Origin of the sequence: Yersinia canariae (assembly GCF_009831415.1) — a bacterium.
GTDB lineage: Bacteria > Pseudomonadota > Gammaproteobacteria > Enterobacterales > Enterobacteriaceae > Yersinia > Yersinia canariae.
Map to the genome: position 1 here is coordinate 2,736,150 of NZ_CP043727.1, position 17,416 is coordinate 2,753,565.

Consider the following 17,416-nt stretch of genomic DNA (forward strand, 5'->3'; position numbering starts at 1 on the left):
TGAACACCTCATATTTTGAGAAGGCAATCTTAGCACACGCCATAAAATCGCTTAAGTTCAGACCATATAAATGGGGCAAACCAAATAGTCAGTGAAATCATAGAAGCATGAGCCAGAATCGACCTTATCATTGGCGGAATATCCACCACCTGACAATAACAATCACTCGAAAATAATGAATAAGAGCTAAACCTGCGGAACAATAAAGGCTTAACTCTTATTTCAGTCAGAGGGTTATTGACTCATCCAGCGCTAGCTCACTACATATTATTGTAGAAACTCTTTCTGCACCCAAAGACTCACACTTCCCCCATTCACTGGGAATACAGCCTCACCGGAATCATCGGTGGTAATAATAGCCGAGTGATTAGCTAAAAAATCAGCAAACTCTTTATTGGCTAAGTTTTCTCCTAACGTGATTTTTTTCTCATTTTCAGCACCATTAGAAAGAACAACAACACAACCGGGATCATCCTCTGTACCTGCACGGACAAAAGCTATACAGTTTTTATCATCAAAATAGTCACTTTGCGCGCCATGTGCAAAGCGCTTTCTAGCTTGAATTAATTTTTTTAATTCGGCAATAACCGGCATTTCTATCTGATAAGTCCCTCCATCATCCCCAGTGTCTTCATAGTTAGCGCCAAATAAATCAGGATAAAATATACAAGGAATTCCCTGCTCACGAATTAAAATCAATGCATAGGCTAGCGGTTTAAACCAAGGTTCAACAGGGGCCTCCAGAGATTGAAGTGGTTGAGTATCGTGGTTTGCCACTATGGTGATTGTATGCATTGGATCGGCTTCGATTAATGTCCCACTAAACACGTGTGTGAGATCAAAATCCTCCCCTTGATTTGATGCCTCGTGAAACTTGTGGTGCAAGGCCACATCAAACAACATTGCCGCCCCTTCAACGCGTTCCAGATATTGCTGTAATTTTTCAATATCGGGTGACCAATATTCCGCAATAATCAGTAAATCATGATTCGCTTTATTTTGGACGTGCTGAATCCATTGTTTGAAAAACCATGCGGGGATATGTTTCACTGCATCCAGGCGAAAACCATCAATTGGTAATGTCTCTAGCAACCACTCTCCCCAATAATTTAACTCGCCCATGACAGCAGGGTTGCGGAAATCAATATCGTCCCCCATGAGATAATCAAAATTACCTAACTCGTCATCAACCTCGGTATTCCAGCCATCCTCACTGTAATCATTTATAATTTTAAAAATACCCTCATCTGTCGACTCTTCAATATGATCAACACCGCTAAAGCATTGTTTATCCCAGATAAAGGATGAGTACGTTTCGTGGCGACCTGGAAAGGTGAACCGGGTATAAGCTTGAGCATCGATAACGCCATCATCAATCTCAGTACGGTTTTCAGGATTTACTTTATGGACACTTATCTGTTCTTTTTCATCGGCACCCATTTTATGATTGAATACAACATCAAGCAGGACCTTGATATTCATTTCCTTCAGGCGATTAATTGCATTGAATAGCCCTTCTATGTCTCCGTATTTCGTTGCCCGAGTTCCCTTCTGTTCAAATTCACCTAAATCAAACAAGTCATAAGTATCATATCCGACAGAATACCCGCCTGAAGCGCCTTTATAGGCGGGAGGAAGCCAGACGTAATTAATTCCTAGCTGGCTAATATGCTCAGCTTGCTCAGCAACCTCCTGCCATAATTTGCCTCCATCAGGATAATACCAATGGAAAAACTGGAAAATTGTGGGATTTTTCATAGGCTTGATAACTCCGTTTTACCATGTCACTCATAGTATGGCCCACTTTATAAAATTTGGACTGGCAATAAAGTAATAGACTGTGTATTCCTTATTACTAGTGAGCTAATCTGAGTCTCACCCGCGTGTATTATTGGGAGTTTAAATGAATATAGTGGATATCCCATTCGGTATCACTGATTGGTCGACTGTGGATAAAACCGAACATATGGGGGACCAAGGGATTGCATATTGGCGAACTCAAAATTTTGGGGGTATCAGGGTTCGCATGGTTGAATACAGTGCAGGATACATTGCTGATCATTGGTGTTCCAAAGGGCACATTTTGCTGTGCATTGACGGTGAGTTAAATACTGAACTCGCTGATGGGCGTATTTTTATATTAAAAGCGGGTATGAGTTATCAAGTCGCTGACCACGCAGAAGCTCATCGTTCTTCAACCATCTCTGGTGCCAGACTTTTTATTGTCGATTGATTTAGAGACATTCAGAATATTATTACGATCTTATAACAGCTAGCAGTCAGTCCTCGACTGTTAGCTGAGAGAATGTTTTCTTATTGCCCTTCAGGTAACGAGTCAACCGGGTTATCCGGATATAAGACCCGGATACGTCGCCGCACGATTTCGACCTGAAATGCAGCCATTACTGCAATCATAATCAGAATTTCACCAAATCCGCCTTGCTCAGTTGGTTGATTATAAAGGTACTGCAGTGTGCCAATAATCCATTTTGATCCCACGAGCAGTAGGAATAAAGTGATGGTCAGAGGTGTTCCTTTGCAAAAAATACGTCCATCCGGTTCACGCCAGATCTCAATGAGACGGCCTTGTAAAACACCGATGACGATACTAAATAAAACACCGCTACCTAATACAACCCAGGAAGTCATGGTAGCTGGCATATATGTGCCACCCACTACCAGCCCGACCATCCCATAAACCCAAGCCCATTTAAAACGAGCGGGGCCTAACGACACCTCGTGACTGACCGACTGACGGTACAATGCAAAAAGTGTTAGCACCAAAATAATCAGTATTTGTACGGGAGTCATCGCTATCTCCTGTAAGAGAAGCATCCAGTCAGCAATAAAACACCTTAATTGACCATAATATCCAACAACATGGGTAGTATAGAGATGCTTTATCAGTCTTTGGCAAACAGCAAACAAAAACTTTCTATCAAGAACGGTTAACAATACATTGCCAACTCGAACTGTACAAAGTTTAGTCTATTTTTTTGATAATTAACAGGAGGTCAACTCTGTCGAGTTTATTCGGCATTCACATTAAATCGCTTTAACTATTTGTTATTATAATCTCAACACGACTCTCACTCTTGCCAATGAAAATACATCTCAAGTGAAAATAAGATTCAGATCTCTTCTCGTCATATTTAATATCATCATATTGATGATAAACTTGTGACGCTTTTTATCGAGCAACATAAATGATATTTAAAGAGGAATATAAATGGCTCAGAATATTTATGATAATCAGGATTTTTTTTCAGGCTACGCCAAACTTAGCCGTTCAGTCGATGGATTAGATGGTGCTCCGGAGTGGTCAGCTATCTGTAAAATCCTGCCACCACTGGCTGGACGTAAAGTTGTCGACTTAGGTTGTGGCTATGGTTGGTTTTGCCAATATGCACGTTTACAAGGCGCGGCTGAAGTTTTAGGCATTGATGTTTCCGAGAGAATGTTAAATCGCGCTAAAGAAATGACTGCTGACGAAGGCATTACTTATCGCCAAGAAGATTTGGAAAATACCAAACTACCACAGCAGATGTATCATTTAGCATACAGTTCTCTAGCATTACATTACATCAAAGCGCTTCCAGAGTTGCTGACTACAATTTATAACGCCTTGCTTCCGGGGGGAAATTTCATTTTTTCTGCAGAACATCCTATCTACACCGCGCCTAAGCAACCCGGTTGGTTAATTGCAGATGATGGGCAAAAATCATGGCCAGTAAATAGCTATCAGGCTGAAGGTGAGCGAGTCACAAACTGGTTAGCTGAAGGTGTAATTAAGCAACATAGAACGTTAGGAACTTATATTAATCTTTTAATCGAACATGGTTTCATTATTAGATATTTAGAGGAGTGGGGCCCAGCAGCACAGCAAATTACAGATTGTCCTGCGCTGGATGAGGAAAAAGAACGTCCAATGATATTCTTACTCTCTGCTCAAAAACCTGCCTAGCAGTAAATGTAATCCATTAGTAAACCACTATAATTTAGTATCCGTTATCGGGGAGGTTAACTCCCCCGGCCCTCTTTAGAAAGACATCCCCAAAAAATAGTCGTTTATACGCCCTAAAATGGGGCTTACTCCCCAATTCAGTGCGTTTATTTATTTAAAATAATTAAAAATACTCAGTTAATCAATTGTTTATATGTGGCGCAGAATTTGCTTATTAACTGTAATGATCCCCGAGGAGGTTAATATGAAAACAATGTCAGCGTACTACTTACAATACACCGCGTTTCTGCTCCTAGTTGCTGGAGTTCTTCATTTTGTTTTTCAGTAACGAGTAAAATATCCCACCCTTATAGCTCATGCTGATGACCACTCTGCTGCTTCTGCGAATTTATACTGGCAGAGTGGGATTATTGCTTAGCAATAAACATTGACACCATTCTTGCCACACAAAAACATGTGGTAGTTAACAAAACACCTCTGCTACTGGCGATTATTCCCATTCATAGAAGAGAGAGGTTCTGGCGCGATTATGCCACCAAAGCACAAGCCATACGCGCTGCTCAGGCAAAACGCGATAAATTACAACGTGGTGTGGCTGAGTTTTCTATTACTTTAGCCGTTGGCAGGCCAAAGCTATACCCGGAAACACCCGTCAAAGTTAAGGGGTTTAAGCCGGTGAAAGATAGCCAGCCGCGGATAATGACTAAAATTATTCATTCGCTCAATAATAACGGTTATACGACAAACCTCGAACTTGAAGTTCTACTATCAGATATAAGCCATGAAGCCATTTATACATAACCAGTTGAATATAAACAAATTATTTATTAGTTTGAATAATTTAAAATAGTCAATAAGCTCAAATGAACGTTGAGGTGTTTATTATGACGCGATGCCCTATTTGCCGTTGCACAGGCATACTTGATCCAGTCGTGAAATATCTTCCGAAACTAAAGAGAGATATAATCGGTGTACCAATATTAATTGTGGACATACATTTATTACAATAGAGACATTTATTCGCTCTATTATGACTCCATATGTTATTAATAAAACTCCGCTACATCCAACTGCTCAAGAGCAATCTACGCTCAATTTCTAATTATATTATTTGGCAAAAAATAACCTGCAAACTCGCGAATTTTTTAGTGTCAAAAAATCGCCATCGCCACAGATTTCTGTCGCCATTTTGTCGCCACTACTTTTGGGGATTTTAAATGAGGATTTTATAATTTATTGATATTTATGGTTTTGTTGGTGGGTCGTGGCGGGTTCGAACCGCCGACCAATTGATTAAGAGTCAACTGCTCTACCAACTGAGCTAACGACCCAACGGCGATAATTATTCTCCTGTTAGTCTTTACTGTCAAACACTTCATCGGATTTTTCTCTTTATACCAAGTGATATTCATCTCCGTGGATTAATTATGCATCAGGCACTTGCTATTATTGTTAGTTATGTAACTTCATGTTGTAATTCCATGCGCTGTGATGAACTTAACAAAATTCAGTGTGTGAAATATAAACACTGGAAAACGAGGCGTATTGTGCAATTATTGTTGCGAAGATATTAAATAATTCGAAAGTTGTATTTAAAACATACAAAAATCCGACAGACAGACAGACAGACAGACAGACAGACAGACAGACAGACAGACAGGGTAAGACCAAAGAGCCAACATAGAGCTCAACAACTTCACAAATACAGGAAGAGGGAATGGGAAAGATGGTAGACCAATCCAAGATAGTGGCAGAACCTGTGCCGGAACCTGAGGAGCACCTTCAACGAAGTCTCTCCAATCGCCATATTCAGCTTATTGCTATTGGTGGTGCCATAGGTACCGGCTTGTTTATGGGATCGGGTAAAACCATCAGCCTTGCCGGGCCGTCGATCATCTTCGTTTATATGATAATCGGCTTTATGTTGTTCTTCGTGATGCGAGCAATGGGTGAATTGCTGCTTTCGAATCTGAAGTATAAATCGTTCAGTGATTTTGCCGCTGACCTATTAGGCCCATGGGCGGGCTTCTTCACCGGTTGGACTTACTGGTTTTGCTGGGTGATAACCGGTATTGCCGATGTTGTTGCCATCACCGCTTATGCGCAATTCTGGTTCCCCGGCTTCTCACAGTGGGTCGCCTCATTATTAGTCGTTTTGCTGCTGCTGTCGCTAAACCTGGCAACAGTAAAAATGTTTGGTGAGATGGAGTTCTGGTTTGCCATGATTAAAATTGTGGCAATTGTGGCGCTGATCTTTGCCGGGTTGACCATGGTATTAATGAGTTATCAGTCCCCATCAGGCACGACCGCATCATTTACCCATTTATGGAATGATGGCGGCATGTTCCCGAAAGGAATCAGTGGCTTCTTTGCCGGTTTCCAGATTGCCGTTTTTGCGTTTGTCGGTATTGAATTAGTTGGGACCACTGCCGCTGAAACCAAAGACCCAGAGGTGGTATTGCCACGTGCGATTAACTCCATTCCTATCCGCATAATCATGTTCTATGTTTTCTCATTGATTATGATTATGTCTGTGACACCATGGAGCTCAGTGGTTGCTGATAAAAGCCCATTTGTTGAGTTATTCGTTCTGGTCGGCCTGCCCGCCGCTGCCAGTGTTATCAACTTTGTGGTGTTGACCTCTGCGGCCTCTTCCGCCAACAGTGGCGTGTTTTCCACCAGCCGTATGCTGTTCGGTTTAGCGAAAGAAGGTGACGCACCAAAGCAGTTTGGTAAATTATCGCGCCGCTCGGTTCCCGCCTCTGGCCTGACATTCTCTTGTATTTGCCTGTTGGGTGGCGTGGTGCTGATTTACCTTATTCCGAACGTCATGACTGTCTTTACTCTGGTCACCACTGTATCGGCGATTCTGTTTATGTTCGTCTGGACTATCATCCTTTGCTCTTATCTGGTTTATCGCAAAAGACGCCCAGCGCTGCATAAAAAATCCATCTACAAAATGCCCGCCGGGATTTTCATGTCTTGGGTATGCATGGCGTTCTTTGCCTTTGTGTTGGTGCTGTTGACGTTAGAAAGTGATACCCGGCAGGCGCTGATTGTGACGCCACTGTGGTTTGTTATTTTGACCATCGGCTATTTCATCTTGAAAAAACGCAGAACTCACCTGTATGACAGTAATAATCGTTAAATAACACTCTGTGACGGGTGCCAGTCCCCTCTGGCACCTTTTTCTCTCGCGGTTATTCTCCGCCATCCCGCCGCGCGAAAAATAAGGTTTTTCATGATATTAGGTGTTTAAGGAGCAGTTATCGCTTCTCGTAATCGACTTGGCGTTAAGCCAAAGTGCTGCTGAAAACGCGAAGTAAAACGAGATGCGGAGACATAACCATGTTTCGCGGCAATTTCACCGATTGGAAGTGATGTCGTTTGTAACGCATGCAGCGCACATCCCATGCGCATCTCTTCCAAAATGACCCGAAACTGGCGTTCCTCTTGCATTAATTTACGCCGTAACGTGGACTCTCCCATATGCAGAGATTGCGCAATATCGCACACACTCCAGTCACGAGCGAGGTCGAGCAGAATAATTTGTTGCACCTGTTCAGCCAGCTTATCCCGTCGGTCTATTAATAATGTTCCCATATGCCCGGCTAAGTGTAAGGCTAATAACACTCCCATGGCCGAATGCTGTAACACTGCATCCGGCGCATGGTTTTTCAGGTTAAGTAATAAGTTATCCCAAGCTCTGCGCGTATTAGCATCGAGAGGAACACATAAAGATGCTGTGGCGGCCGGTGTGACGGCCAGCGCCCCGTACCATTGGCGGAACTGGCGCAACACGCTTTGCGGCAGATAAACCATATCAGAACAGTAATGCCCGCGATCCGGCGTATTGGCAATACTGACCTCCGTTCCGGCGGGAAACAAAATCATCGTCGATTGCCCGGCACTGGCGGCCTGCGAACCCCACTGCACCAATTTACTGCCTTGCCGGACATGACAGAGCGCGGGTGTAAACACCGTCACCCGATGCAGTGTATGCGCGCGGCGGGCAACAATTTCAGCGCTCGATACGGCCATCTGACTGTGGTTTATCTGCTGCATACTTTCTGCTCTTGGTTTAAGAATTAACGGCCGTAGGTGGCAACCCATTCGGCTTTAGAAATAACATTGCTGTTGAGCATAAAGCCAACTAATGCGCCGCTGGCATCACCATTCAGCGGTAATTTATCTGTTTTCAATGCCCATACCGTAAACTTGTAGCGGTGTGGTTTATCCCCCGCCGGTGGGCAGGCACCACCAAATCCGGCGTAACCAAAATCATTGCGCCCCTGAATAGCACCTTTTGGCAAAGTGCTCTTGGTCGAGCCGGCAATATCTGTACGTTGCCCGGCATTGGTGACTAATTCATGGGTATCGGCGGGAATGTTTATCACCGTCCAATGCCACCAGCCGCTCCCTGTTGGCGCATCAGGGTCATAAGCCGTGACGGCAAAACTTTTTGTTCCGGCGGGAGCTCCCTGCCATGAAAGTTGCGGCGATTGGTTTCCACCATCACAGCCAAATCCTTTGAAAACTTGTTGGATTTGCAAGGGTTTACCTTCGGGCATGTCACTACTTTTGACACTGAAAGTCTGCGCCTGAGCCGATAATGACACCGCGATAATTGCCAGAGACAGTGCTGCTTTTTTCATGTTTATTCTCCTGTGAAGTCAGTTTGTAGCTTACTCAAACAGGAAGATTCACATTGTGCCATAACGCTCTTATATTATGCTTAAAAGCTCAATACAGAGCGTTATCATTTTGCCAATGACTTATATTGGCGGCTACTCCATATATAATTTCCCGCCTTGCCAGGATAACTGGGTCACTGTAGAGGTCGCGGCACCGCCACTGGTTTCTCCTCCGACCAAAATCACTTTATTCTTGTCCTGAATGGATACACCGTAACCCAGTGATTTCGGCAATTTGCCTGCGAGTTGCCATTGATTATCCACTAATGCATAAATAGGCTGTTGCCACTGTTTTTTCAGCCCCTGATGGGCGTACAACTGGCCGGCATTAAATTGCTTCCAGGCACCGGGGAAATTAGCCCCTCCGGCCACCAGCACCACATCATGACTAACACCGGCAAATGCGCCAGCCAGCCCTTCTTGTGCCGCGCCTTTTTCACTCCCCATTAACTCAGGCCGCGGTTGCCATTGCAGTTCCGCCCCTTGTTTTTTGCCCTGCCATACTGCCGCAGTCCTTAAGCCGGGTTTAATTTCACCATTAATTAATATCAACTTGTCATTTGCAGCGGTAATAGCTGACCCAGCCGTCCCCAAAAATGGCACCTGCCCACCACTTTTCCACTGGTTTTTTGCCGGATCATAAATTAATACATCACGGTTATAGAAATAGTCCGCCGGGGCTTGATTGAAATACGCATCAATAACCGCCTTTTTTTGTGTTTCATGACTCCCCGCAGCGGCCAGATCCGTGAAATAACCGTCAAAAATAGCTTTGTTAACGCCCCCTAACAACAGGGCCTGAGAGCCATCTAAGGTGGCCGCGGCTGTTCCGACCAGGCCGCGCGGTGCGCGTGTTGCCAACCGCTGCCATTGATTGGTCTGCGGGTCATACCGATAGACATCATTCAGGGCGCTTATCTGGGGATCGTCGACAGCATTTTTACCTACACCACCAAAGACATACAGCTTTCCCTCTAACGCCACCGTGACAGCTTGTTCGCGGGGTTGACCTGGAAAATCCGCTATTTTTTGCCAGCCAACCTGGGTTTTATCGGTATCAAGGTGATACCAGGATTGACCCGCACTGCCTAAACCGACATATAAATTGTTATCAATCCGAGCACCAGTACCATATTTAAAGGGGACGGGCACATCGGGGTAGCGCTCAGCATTGGCGTAGGGCAAAGAAAACGTGACTAACAGAGTTAGCGCATTCAACAAAATGGCGTTTGCGCTCAGTTTTTTCTTATATTGATGGTATATGTGAATCATCAACGGTGTTCCTTATTAATTAATAGTTTTGGTCATATCGTGTCAGATGAAGTGGAAATTTAACTCCAAATAAAAATTAATACAGGAGTTTTACTATCATTGAAGATATTAACCACACTTCGCGCTGTCAATATGGGCAGCCAGTAACTGTGATAAGTCCCCCAATGCTGGGGAATGATTTGGATTGAGTGAACTTGCCGACGCCCCGCCAAATAGGTGGCATTGTGGCCCCAGGTCTGGTGTCGGGAAGATGTCATGCTATTGTCAGGTTGCTGTCGTGGCAGGGCTTCACACTTGCGCTTAGGTTTGTTGATATGTCTTCAAACCCCGGAGAGTTAAAAATGAATCTTTATCGTATTCGTGAATTACGTCAGGCTCGGGCCTGGTCACAAGAACAATTAGCAGAGCTTTGCAGCCTCAGCGTGCGGACTATTCAGCGAATTGAGAATGGTGAGCAAGCCAGTCTTGAGACGTTAAGTGCCATTGCGGCGGTGATGGAATTAAAAGTGAGCGAGCTTTATTCCCCTGATTACAGTCAATCACAAATGGGGTCTGGTGAGGCTGTTGACCAGCGAGTATTGGATGCGCGTGAAGCCGTGGAAAATGAAATGTCATTTTTGCGCCAACTCCTGCGGGGAGTTATCCTTTGCGCGATATTATTTGCCATTAACTGGTTTACCTCCCCCGGCTATATGTGGGCCTGGTGGGTAGTTTTAGGTTTAAGCATCCCATTAGGTTTGAAAGCTATCAATCTGTTTTTATTGGGTAATTGGGTTGAACGCTGGCAACAAAAACGGTTACAAAAGAAATTACGCAATTTGTAGTGGCGTCTAGCGCTTAGAGGCGTAAAGGGCTATCCAGAGGTATTTTCACAGCAACAGGGTACAAAAGAACTAACAAAATTGTACGGTTGCGTAAGGGTCAGCTCGCCAGCGCACTCAAGAGTGATTATGTACCCGTGGCCGCCGGTTGGCGGCCAGACAATGGTCAATAAAAGCTAAAAAAACCAATGTAACCAGAATGTTATTTCTTATGACCTGCACTTTCTGTGCGCTCCACATTGCAGCCTGAGTATATTGGCGTATGGTTAATAAGTGTCATAAGCAGCGACTATGATGACATCATCAGCATTATTCAATAAATATGATTGGAGCGAAGCGAGATGGCGAAAATTCTAGTGCTTTACTATTCCATGTATGGACATATCGAGACACTTGCCGGCGCAATCGCCGAGGGTGCCCAAAAAGTCAGTGGCGTTGAAGTGACTGTTAAACGCGTGCCGGAAACCATGCCCGCTGACGCTTTTGCCAAGGCAGGAGGAAAAACCGACCAAAAAGCGCCAGTCGCAACCCCGCAAGAGTTAGCGGATTACGATGGCATCATTTTCGGTACGCCAACCCGCTTTGGGAATATGGCGGGGCAAATGCGCACTTTCCTTGATCAAACCGGTGGGCTGTGGGCCTCCGGCGCACTATACGGCAAAGTCGGCAGCGTATTCTCCTCCACCGGGACCGGGGGCGGGCAAGAGCACACCATCACCTCAACCTGGACCACATTAGCGCATCACGGGCTGATTATTGTCCCGATTGGTTATGGTGCCAAAGAACTCTTCGATGTGTCGCAAACTCGTGGGGGAACCCCTTATGGCGCGACAACCATTGCAGGCGGTGATGGTTCCCGCCTGCCAAGCGCTGAAGAACTCGCTATCGCGCGGTTCCAGGGTGAGCATGTTGCAAAGATTACCGCGAAATTAGTCAGTTAAGCGTAAGAAAAAAAGCACCGCGCGATGGCGGTGCTCAATCTCTTTTATCTTCAATATCAAACTTCTAGCAGGCCTTGCGCCAGATAATGATTCATATCTGCCACCCCCGGTAAGGTAAAGAAATACCCTCCACCAATGGGTTTTACATATTCTTCCAGCGCTTCTCCATTCAGCCGTTTTTGTACCGCTAAAAAGGCTTTTTCCAAATCAGACTGGTAGCACACAAATAATAGCCCCATATCCAATTGCCCGGAATTAGATACACCCAGTGAATAACTGTAGCCACGGCGCAGCATCAAGTTATTCTGAGTTTCAGCCGTGCGCGGATTTGCGAGCCGAATGTGTGCATCCATAGGAATCACTTTACCATCAGGGTCTTTGGTGTAATCCGGTTCGTCATGCTCATGCACCATGCCCAAAGGCGCGCCACTGTGTTTATCACGACCAAAAATAGTTTGCTGCTCTTGCAATGGAGTGCGATCCCAGAATTCCACTTTGAAACGGATAATCCGTGCTGCCTGATAACTCCCCCCGACTGCCCACGCGGGTTCCCCAGCATTCTCCTGAACCCATACTACCTTATTAATCAGTGGGTTATCGCTGGTTTTCGGGTTGGCTGTTCCATCTTTAAAGCCCAATAAATTGATGGGTGTTTCCCTACCCTTGCTCCGAGCAGCATGAGCCGAAATAAACCCTTCGCGCTTCCAGCGGACACTGAGAAGATCCGGCGAGTGTTTGATAATATCGCGCAGCGCATGAATCACAGTTTCATTGGTATTAGCACAAATTTGCAGTAACAAATCACCATGACACAGCCCTGCATCCAGTGAATCATTAGGGAAACGCGTCATTTTCTGCAGTCGTAGAGGTTTTTGCCCTTGCAAACCAAAACGCTCATCAAACAGTGAGTCACCGACAGAAACCGTGATGGTCAGATTATCGGGATAAATTTCTGGCCCCATAATGCCCGAATCCAATGGTGGCAACTTCGCATTAACCGAAGGTGCATGCCCGCCAGTGGTCAGAAAAGCAATTCGCTCGGTTAGTAACTTGAATAACCGGGTTAATGCAACTTTATCCGTGGCCAAGACATCAAATGCCACCAGCATCATCGCCGCTTGCTGTGGGGTTAGCACCCCTGATTGATGTTGACCATAAAAAGGTTGCTGCTGCCAGCGCTCATCTTGTGCCGGGGCAGCCTCTGGCGCAGGGCAATCGGCTGCTCGGGCTATTTTTGCTCCGCCGAGCGCCAACGCACCACTCATCATGCCCATCCCCAGCAGTAAACGCCGACGGGACGGCAAAGCCGCCCCGTTATCTTGCTGATACGGCCCGTGTTGCGGGCCGGTTTTCTTACTCATTTAAATGCCTCAGTCCAGACCTAATACGCCACGCAGTTGAGCAAGGTCTTCTGCCAGTGCCGTAATGGGCCCTTTCATCGCATTGCGATCAGCATCGGTTAACTTCTCATAGGATTCGTAGCCATCTTTGGTACGGTATTTCGCCAATACGCTATCAACTGTTTTAAAGTTGGCATCAATTTTATCTAACAGCGGCTTATCCGCTTTTTCCAGTAACGGCCGCAACAGGTTAACAATTTTCTGTGCGCCATCGACGTTTGCCTGGAAATCCCATAAATCTGTACGACTGTAGCGGTCTTCTTCACCACTGATTTTACTGGCCGCGACTTCTTCAATTAAACCTGCAGCCCCGCCGACCACTTTGTTCGGTGCGAATGTCAGGCCGGTAATCCGTTTTTGCAGTTCCAGCGTGTCTTGATAGAGCTGGTCAGCAAATTTATCTGCCCCTTTGGTGGTATTGTCACCAAATAGGATTTTCTCTAAACGGTGGAAACCGGTGAATTTTGGGTCAGCCGATTTTTGTTCAAAATCGTCTTCACGGGCATCGATGCTACCGTCCAAATCAGAGAACAATTCAGCAATGGGTTCGATGCGTTCATAATGCTGACGAGTGGGCGCATAGAGTTTGCGGGCTAATGCCAAATCACCTTTTTTCACAGCATCAGTGAAAGCTTTAGTTTGAGTAACTAACTGAGCAACTTCTTGTGTTACATACACTTTATATTCGGCAATGGGGCCAACCAATGCCATGGCATCGGGCTTGGTTGCCGTATCAGAACCTGCCGCTGCGGTGACCGTTAACTTACCTTTCGGGTTACTCAGCAAACCACAAGTCATATCATATTCACCCGGTTCCAGATTGGCCGTCATTTTCTGGGTAAAACCGGGCGCGATATTCTCACGCTCTTCAACCACCATGACCCCTTTTAGGATCTCCCACTCCAACCCTTTTTGGCTGGCATTATGGACAATAAATTGAGTTTTGCCGGCAGGGACGGACAGTGCCATTGGCTCACATTGTTTATCATTGACAGTGATTTTAACCTGAGGAATATCAGCAGCCTGCGCGCTGATGGCGAAAACAGGCAGAGCCAGTAAAGCGGCATGTAAAGCTGTGCGACGGAAGAGCCGGTTAGACATGTGATAAATCCCTGAATTATGAGTTAGTTTTCCGCGCATCCGGTACGGTTGAGGCCGCCGTGGCGCGTGGTGGAAGGAAAAAGAAAATCAATGCCGGAATCAAATAGATAAAGTAGACCGCGACTTCACTGACGGTCGGTGCTTCCTTGTAGCCAAACATGCCCTCGAGGAAAGTCCCTAATAATGAGTGAGTGGAGAGCACATTGGTCAAATCAAAAGCAATGTCTTGGAAATGATTCCACAAACCGGCTTCATGGAAGGCTCTTATTGCACCAGCGGCAAGTCCTGCGGCAACAAATAGAATAAACAGACTGGTCCATTTGAAGAATTTAGCCAGGTGTAACTTAACGCCCCCCCAGTAGATAGCCATGCCCACCAAAATAGCGCAGCTCAGGCCTAATATTGCACCAATGGGAGCCCCTATTCCGACATCCTGCTGGAAAGCCGCTAATAAGAAAAAGACGGACTCAAGACCTTCGCGTGCAACCGCAAAAAACACCATTGCCACTAATGCCCATCCCTGACCACGTCCCTTTTTATTATCCGAATTCAGGGCATGATCAATTGCCCCTTCTAAATGAACTTTGACTGACTTGGACACTTTGCGCATCCAAAAAACCATATAGGTTAATATGCAAACCGCCACTACGGCGATAATGCCTTCGAACAGTTCTTGCTGTTTTTGCGGAAACTCACCCGTGGTTTCATTAATAAAGATGCCGATGGCCAGACAAAGTGCTGCAGCGGTGATGACCCCGACCCATACTGCCCCCATCCATTGACCGCGTTGAGTGCGTTTAAGATAACTGGCGATAAGGCTGACAATCAGCGCTGCCTCCAGCCCTTCACGAAACATAATAAGAAATGGGACAAACATGCTAAACACCCCTGCGGTGGGCAGTAAGGAAAATATCCGATTAAGAACATCGTCAATAAACGTAAAGAAAAGTAAAACGATAGTGATTATCATTCTGCAAAAAAGAAATTCAAGAGGCTGAATAGGAATATTGTTAAGCAAACTGTGGCAAGTTGTTTCTGCGGGGTTAAATAGTAAATAAATTCATCATGATACGGATCAGTGCGTCAATTAACGTTTGGCGATATTTTTTAATAAAAAAGCCCCCGGTTTTACAGAGGGCTGTATTAGGTGAAAATAAATCTATTGTTGATGGTCATTAATCACGACAAGCTTACATTCGTCAGTGATCAGGGTTATTGAACCTGACCAACAACACGCCAGCAATTTGAAAAGTCACGGGCATGTTAAACAGTTTTAAATTCCGCTTCTGCATGGCGGAAACGTTCAGTAATGGCATTGCTCGGGGTATTTCCCAGCAAACTCACCACCACAATAGCGATGCAGGCGAACAAGAAACCAGGAATGATTTCATATAAATCTAGCCAACCATATTGCTTCCAAACAATAACCGTAATAGCACCAATCAGCATCCCCGCCAACGCACCATTACGGGTCATCCGTGGCCACATGACAGAAATCAGAACCACTGGCCCAAATGCAGCACCGAAACCAGCCCAGGCATAACTCACCAGCCCAAGAACCCGGTTATCGGGGTTCGCCGCTAATGCGATGGCAATTAACGCCACCAGCAGCACCATGGCACGACCTACCCACACCAATTCTTTCTGGCTGGCTTTTTTGCGTAAGAACGCTTTGTACAAATCTTCCGTTAAAGCACTGGAACATACCAGTAGCTGGCAACTTAAGGTACTCATTACTGCGGCCAAAATAGCAGAGAGCAAAATACCGGCCATCCACGGGTTGAATAGGATTTTGGCTAATTCAATAAAGACTCGCTCACTATTTTGACTCACACTCCCCGCTTGCGCTGGGTTGTTTTCAAAATAAGCAATACCGAAGAAGCCCACGGCAATAGTCCCCGCCAGACACAGAATCATCCAGGTCATACTGATACGCCGAGCACTACGAATAGTGCGGTGGGAATCTGCCGCCATAAAACGCGCCAGAATATGTGGCTGACCGAAATAGCCCAAGCCCCAGCCCAGCAGAGAAAGGATGGCGACCAGATTTAACCCTTTAAACATATCGATATTTGCCGGATTTTTCGCGGCAATAACCATGATTGAGGTATCAACACCACCGACGGCTAAAATGACGATAATCGGTGTCAGAATCAGGGCAAAAATCATTAATGTCGCCTGCACGGTATCAGTCCAACTCACCGCCAGGAAACCCCCAATGAAAGTATACGCGATAGTGGCCGCAGCACCGGCCCACAATGCGGTCCCGTAGCTCATGTCAAAAGTACTTTCGAATAATCGTGCGCCAGCAACAATTCCTGAAGCACAATAAATAGTAAAGAATACCAGGATAACAACGGCTGAGATAACCCGCAGCAGCTTACTTTTGTCCTCAAAACGGCTGGTGAAATAGTCCGGTAGTGTCAGTGCATTATTATTGGCCTCGGTATGAACGCGTAAACGGCCAGCCACTAATTTCCAGTTAAAATAAGCACCAATGGTCAAACCGATGGCTATCCAGCTCTCAGAGATGCCAGACAGGAAAATCGCCCCCGGTAACCCCATCAATAACCAGCCACTCATATCGGAAGCCCCCGCAGACAATGCGGTAACCACACTCCCTAAACTTCGTCCACCCAGAATATAATCATCAAAACTATTGGTCGCCCGGTAGGCTACAAGGCCAATGAGTATCATCCCAAAAATGTAAACTAAAAAAGTCACCAACATCGGTGTGTTCATGGTCATGCAACGTCTCCATAGTGCGTATTATCGTTTTAATATATCCCGCTATTTTCGTGCTTACCGCGCAACGCGATATCATGTTTATCTCTGGCTTGTCGGAACGTGACACTGAGTTGCACCAAAGATGAATACTAAAAGCTGAAATAAACTAACAGCACAACTATTCGCGAGTAAATGACCCTTTCGCGGTTGCTATCCTAGTGGAGTCCTTTCTTTCCTCACAAGAATTTAAACAATTTTTTTACAAAAAACTTACTCCGCATCACATTAAACACTGTAGGCAGTTACACCCGACATCACAAAACGAGTGCCACTTGAGGTAAAACCCCGGCAACACCTACTATTATTAGTGTTATTAACTCATCTACTTCATTTTTAAATAATGTTCATTTTATGGAAATTGTTAAAAACAAGACTGAATTCACACTTCGATTATGCGCATGATTTAACACGGTTGCACAAAGTTGCAACATGCTTG

The 17,416-nt window shown here is 45.4% G+C and carries 14 protein-coding genes, 1 tRNA gene and 2 pseudogenes; 7 read left to right on the forward strand and 10 right to left on the reverse strand.

The genetic code is table 11. The features are described 5' to 3' along the window. Positions 1 to 267: 267 nt before the first annotated feature. Positions 268 to 1,758, reverse strand: coding sequence for an alpha-amylase (gene amyA / locus F0T03_RS12695; RefSeq protein WP_159678737.1), 1,491 nt, complete (start codon positions 1,756 to 1,758; stop codon positions 268 to 270). 145 nt (positions 1,759 to 1,903) lie between these two features. Between amyA and F0T03_RS12700 the strand changes: the two genes are divergently transcribed. After that, positions 1,904 to 2,233: a DHCW motif cupin fold protein gene (locus F0T03_RS12700; RefSeq protein WP_159678739.1), complete on the forward strand. Its 330-nt coding sequence runs from the start codon at positions 1,904 to 1,906 to the stop codon at positions 2,231 to 2,233. Positions 2,234 to 2,313: 80 nt separating this feature from the next. On the opposite strand, the gene F0T03_RS12705 is transcribed toward F0T03_RS12700, so the two are convergent. Further along, positions 2,314 to 2,811: a hypothetical protein gene (locus F0T03_RS12705; protein WP_145556167.1), complete on the reverse strand. Its 498-nt coding sequence runs from the start codon at positions 2,809 to 2,811 to the stop codon at positions 2,314 to 2,316. Between the two features lie 418 nt (positions 2,812 to 3,229). On the opposite strand from F0T03_RS12705, the gene F0T03_RS12710 reads away from it, so the two are divergent. From F0T03_RS12710 to F0T03_RS12720, 3 genes and pseudogenes are all read left to right on the forward strand, one after another. After that, the gene (locus F0T03_RS12710; RefSeq protein ID WP_145556168.1) at positions 3,230 to 3,964 is read left to right on the forward strand and encodes a class I SAM-dependent methyltransferase; all 735 of its coding nucleotides are present in this window, start codon (positions 3,230 to 3,232) and stop codon (positions 3,962 to 3,964) included. A gap of 528 nt (positions 3,965 to 4,492) precedes the next feature. Next, positions 4,493 to 4,765: pseudogene (locus F0T03_RS12715) on the forward strand (phage late control D family protein); the annotation flags it as partial. Between the two features lie 83 nt (positions 4,766 to 4,848). Next, positions 4,849 to 5,066: pseudogene (locus F0T03_RS12720) on the forward strand (ogr/Delta-like zinc finger family protein). Positions 5,067 to 5,219: 153 nt separating this feature from the next. Here F0T03_RS12720 and F0T03_RS12725 read toward each other — a convergent pair. Next, positions 5,220 to 5,295 (reverse strand) — tRNA-Lys (locus F0T03_RS12725). A 395-nt stretch (positions 5,296 to 5,690) separates the two neighbouring features. Between F0T03_RS12725 and cycA the strand changes: the two genes are divergently transcribed. Beyond that, on the forward strand, positions 5,691 to 7,112 hold the full coding sequence (gene cycA, locus F0T03_RS12730) for a D-serine/D-alanine/glycine transporter (protein WP_208787123.1): 1,422 nt from the start codon (positions 5,691 to 5,693) through the stop codon (positions 7,110 to 7,112). Between the two features lie 107 nt (positions 7,113 to 7,219). On the opposite strand, the gene F0T03_RS12735 is transcribed toward cycA, so the two are convergent. The 3 genes from F0T03_RS12735 to F0T03_RS12745 all read right to left on the reverse strand — a co-directional run bounded on the left by F0T03_RS12735 (position 7,220) and on the right by F0T03_RS12745 (position 9,930). Beyond that, positions 7,220 to 8,029, reverse strand: a complete 810-nt coding sequence (locus F0T03_RS12735; protein WP_159678744.1) for a helix-turn-helix transcriptional regulator — start codon at positions 8,027 to 8,029, stop codon at positions 7,220 to 7,222. A gap of 23 nt (positions 8,030 to 8,052) precedes the next feature. Next, positions 8,053 to 8,619 (reverse strand): kinase inhibitor, encoded by a 567-nt coding sequence (locus F0T03_RS12740; protein ID WP_159678747.1) that lies wholly within the window; start codon positions 8,617 to 8,619, stop codon positions 8,053 to 8,055. A 132-nt stretch (positions 8,620 to 8,751) separates the two neighbouring features. After that, a complete protein-coding gene (locus F0T03_RS12745; RefSeq protein WP_159678749.1) occupies positions 8,752 to 9,930 on the reverse strand; it encodes an N-acetylneuraminate epimerase in 1,179 nt (392 codons plus the stop codon). Between the two features lie 341 nt (positions 9,931 to 10,271). Between F0T03_RS12745 and F0T03_RS12750 the strand changes: the two genes are divergently transcribed. Beyond that, positions 10,272 to 10,754: a helix-turn-helix domain-containing protein gene (locus tag F0T03_RS12750; RefSeq protein ID WP_145555795.1), complete on the forward strand. Its 483-nt coding sequence runs from the start codon at positions 10,272 to 10,274 to the stop codon at positions 10,752 to 10,754. A 338-nt stretch (positions 10,755 to 11,092) separates the two neighbouring features. After that, entirely contained in the window at positions 11,093 to 11,692 is a 600-nt protein-coding gene (gene wrbA / locus F0T03_RS12755; protein ID WP_159678751.1) for an NAD(P)H:quinone oxidoreductase, read from the forward strand. Positions 11,693 to 11,748: 56 nt separating this feature from the next. Here wrbA and efeB read toward each other — a convergent pair whose 3' ends face one another. The 4 genes from efeB to putP all read right to left on the reverse strand — a co-directional run bounded on the left by efeB (position 11,749) and on the right by putP (position 16,941). After that, positions 11,749 to 13,053 (reverse strand): iron uptake transporter deferrochelatase/peroxidase subunit, encoded by a 1,305-nt coding sequence (efeB, locus tag F0T03_RS12760; RefSeq protein ID WP_159678753.1) that lies wholly within the window; start codon positions 13,051 to 13,053, stop codon positions 11,749 to 11,751. Between the two features lie 9 nt (positions 13,054 to 13,062). Further along, complete coding sequence (gene efeO, locus F0T03_RS12765; protein WP_159678755.1) at positions 13,063 to 14,193, reverse strand: iron uptake system protein EfeO; 1,131 nt, start codon at positions 14,191 to 14,193, stop codon at positions 13,063 to 13,065. A 16-nt stretch (positions 14,194 to 14,209) separates the two neighbouring features. Next, positions 14,210 to 15,070 (reverse strand): iron uptake transporter permease EfeU, encoded by an 861-nt coding sequence (gene efeU / locus F0T03_RS12770; RefSeq protein WP_159678757.1) that lies wholly within the window; start codon positions 15,068 to 15,070, stop codon positions 14,210 to 14,212. A gap of 386 nt (positions 15,071 to 15,456) precedes the next feature. Then, positions 15,457 to 16,941 (reverse strand): sodium/proline symporter PutP, encoded by a 1,485-nt coding sequence (putP, locus tag F0T03_RS12775; protein WP_159678759.1) that lies wholly within the window; start codon positions 16,939 to 16,941, stop codon positions 15,457 to 15,459. Between the last annotated feature and the right edge of the window lie 475 nt (positions 16,942 to 17,416).

Bases quoted from the DNA above. Each gene is read 5' to 3' on its own strand.
- amyA (WP_159678737.1), bottom strand. From the start codon at position 1,758: ATGAAAAATCCCACAATTTTCCAGTTTTTCCATTGGTATTATCCTGAT.
- F0T03_RS12700 (WP_159678739.1), top strand. From the start codon at position 1,904: ATGAATATAGTGGATATCCCATTCGGTATCACTGATTGGTCGACTGTG.
- F0T03_RS12705 (WP_145556167.1), bottom strand. From the start codon at position 2,811: ATGACTCCCGTACAAATACTGATTATTTTGGTGCTAACACTTTTTGCA.
- F0T03_RS12710 (WP_145556168.1), top strand. From the start codon at position 3,230: ATGGCTCAGAATATTTATGATAATCAGGATTTTTTTTCAGGCTACGCC.
- cycA (WP_208787123.1), top strand. From the start codon at position 5,691: ATGGTAGACCAATCCAAGATAGTGGCAGAACCTGTGCCGGAACCTGAG.
- F0T03_RS12735 (WP_159678744.1), bottom strand. From the start codon at position 8,029: ATGCAGCAGATAAACCACAGTCAGATGGCCGTATCGAGCGCTGAAATT.
- F0T03_RS12740 (WP_159678747.1), bottom strand. From the start codon at position 8,619: ATGAAAAAAGCAGCACTGTCTCTGGCAATTATCGCGGTGTCATTATCG.
- F0T03_RS12745 (WP_159678749.1), bottom strand. From the start codon at position 9,930: ATGATTCACATATACCATCAATATAAGAAAAAACTGAGCGCAAACGCC.
- F0T03_RS12750 (WP_145555795.1), top strand. From the start codon at position 10,272: ATGAATCTTTATCGTATTCGTGAATTACGTCAGGCTCGGGCCTGGTCA.
- wrbA (WP_159678751.1), top strand. From the start codon at position 11,093: ATGGCGAAAATTCTAGTGCTTTACTATTCCATGTATGGACATATCGAG.
- efeB (WP_159678753.1), bottom strand. From the start codon at position 13,053: ATGAGTAAGAAAACCGGCCCGCAACACGGGCCGTATCAGCAAGATAAC.
- efeO (WP_159678755.1), bottom strand. From the start codon at position 14,193: ATGTCTAACCGGCTCTTCCGTCGCACAGCTTTACATGCCGCTTTACTG.
- efeU (WP_159678757.1), bottom strand. From the start codon at position 15,070: ATGTTTGTCCCATTTCTTATTATGTTTCGTGAAGGGCTGGAGGCAGCG.
- putP (WP_159678759.1), bottom strand. From the start codon at position 16,941: ATGACCATGAACACACCGATGTTGGTGACTTTTTTAGTTTACATTTTT.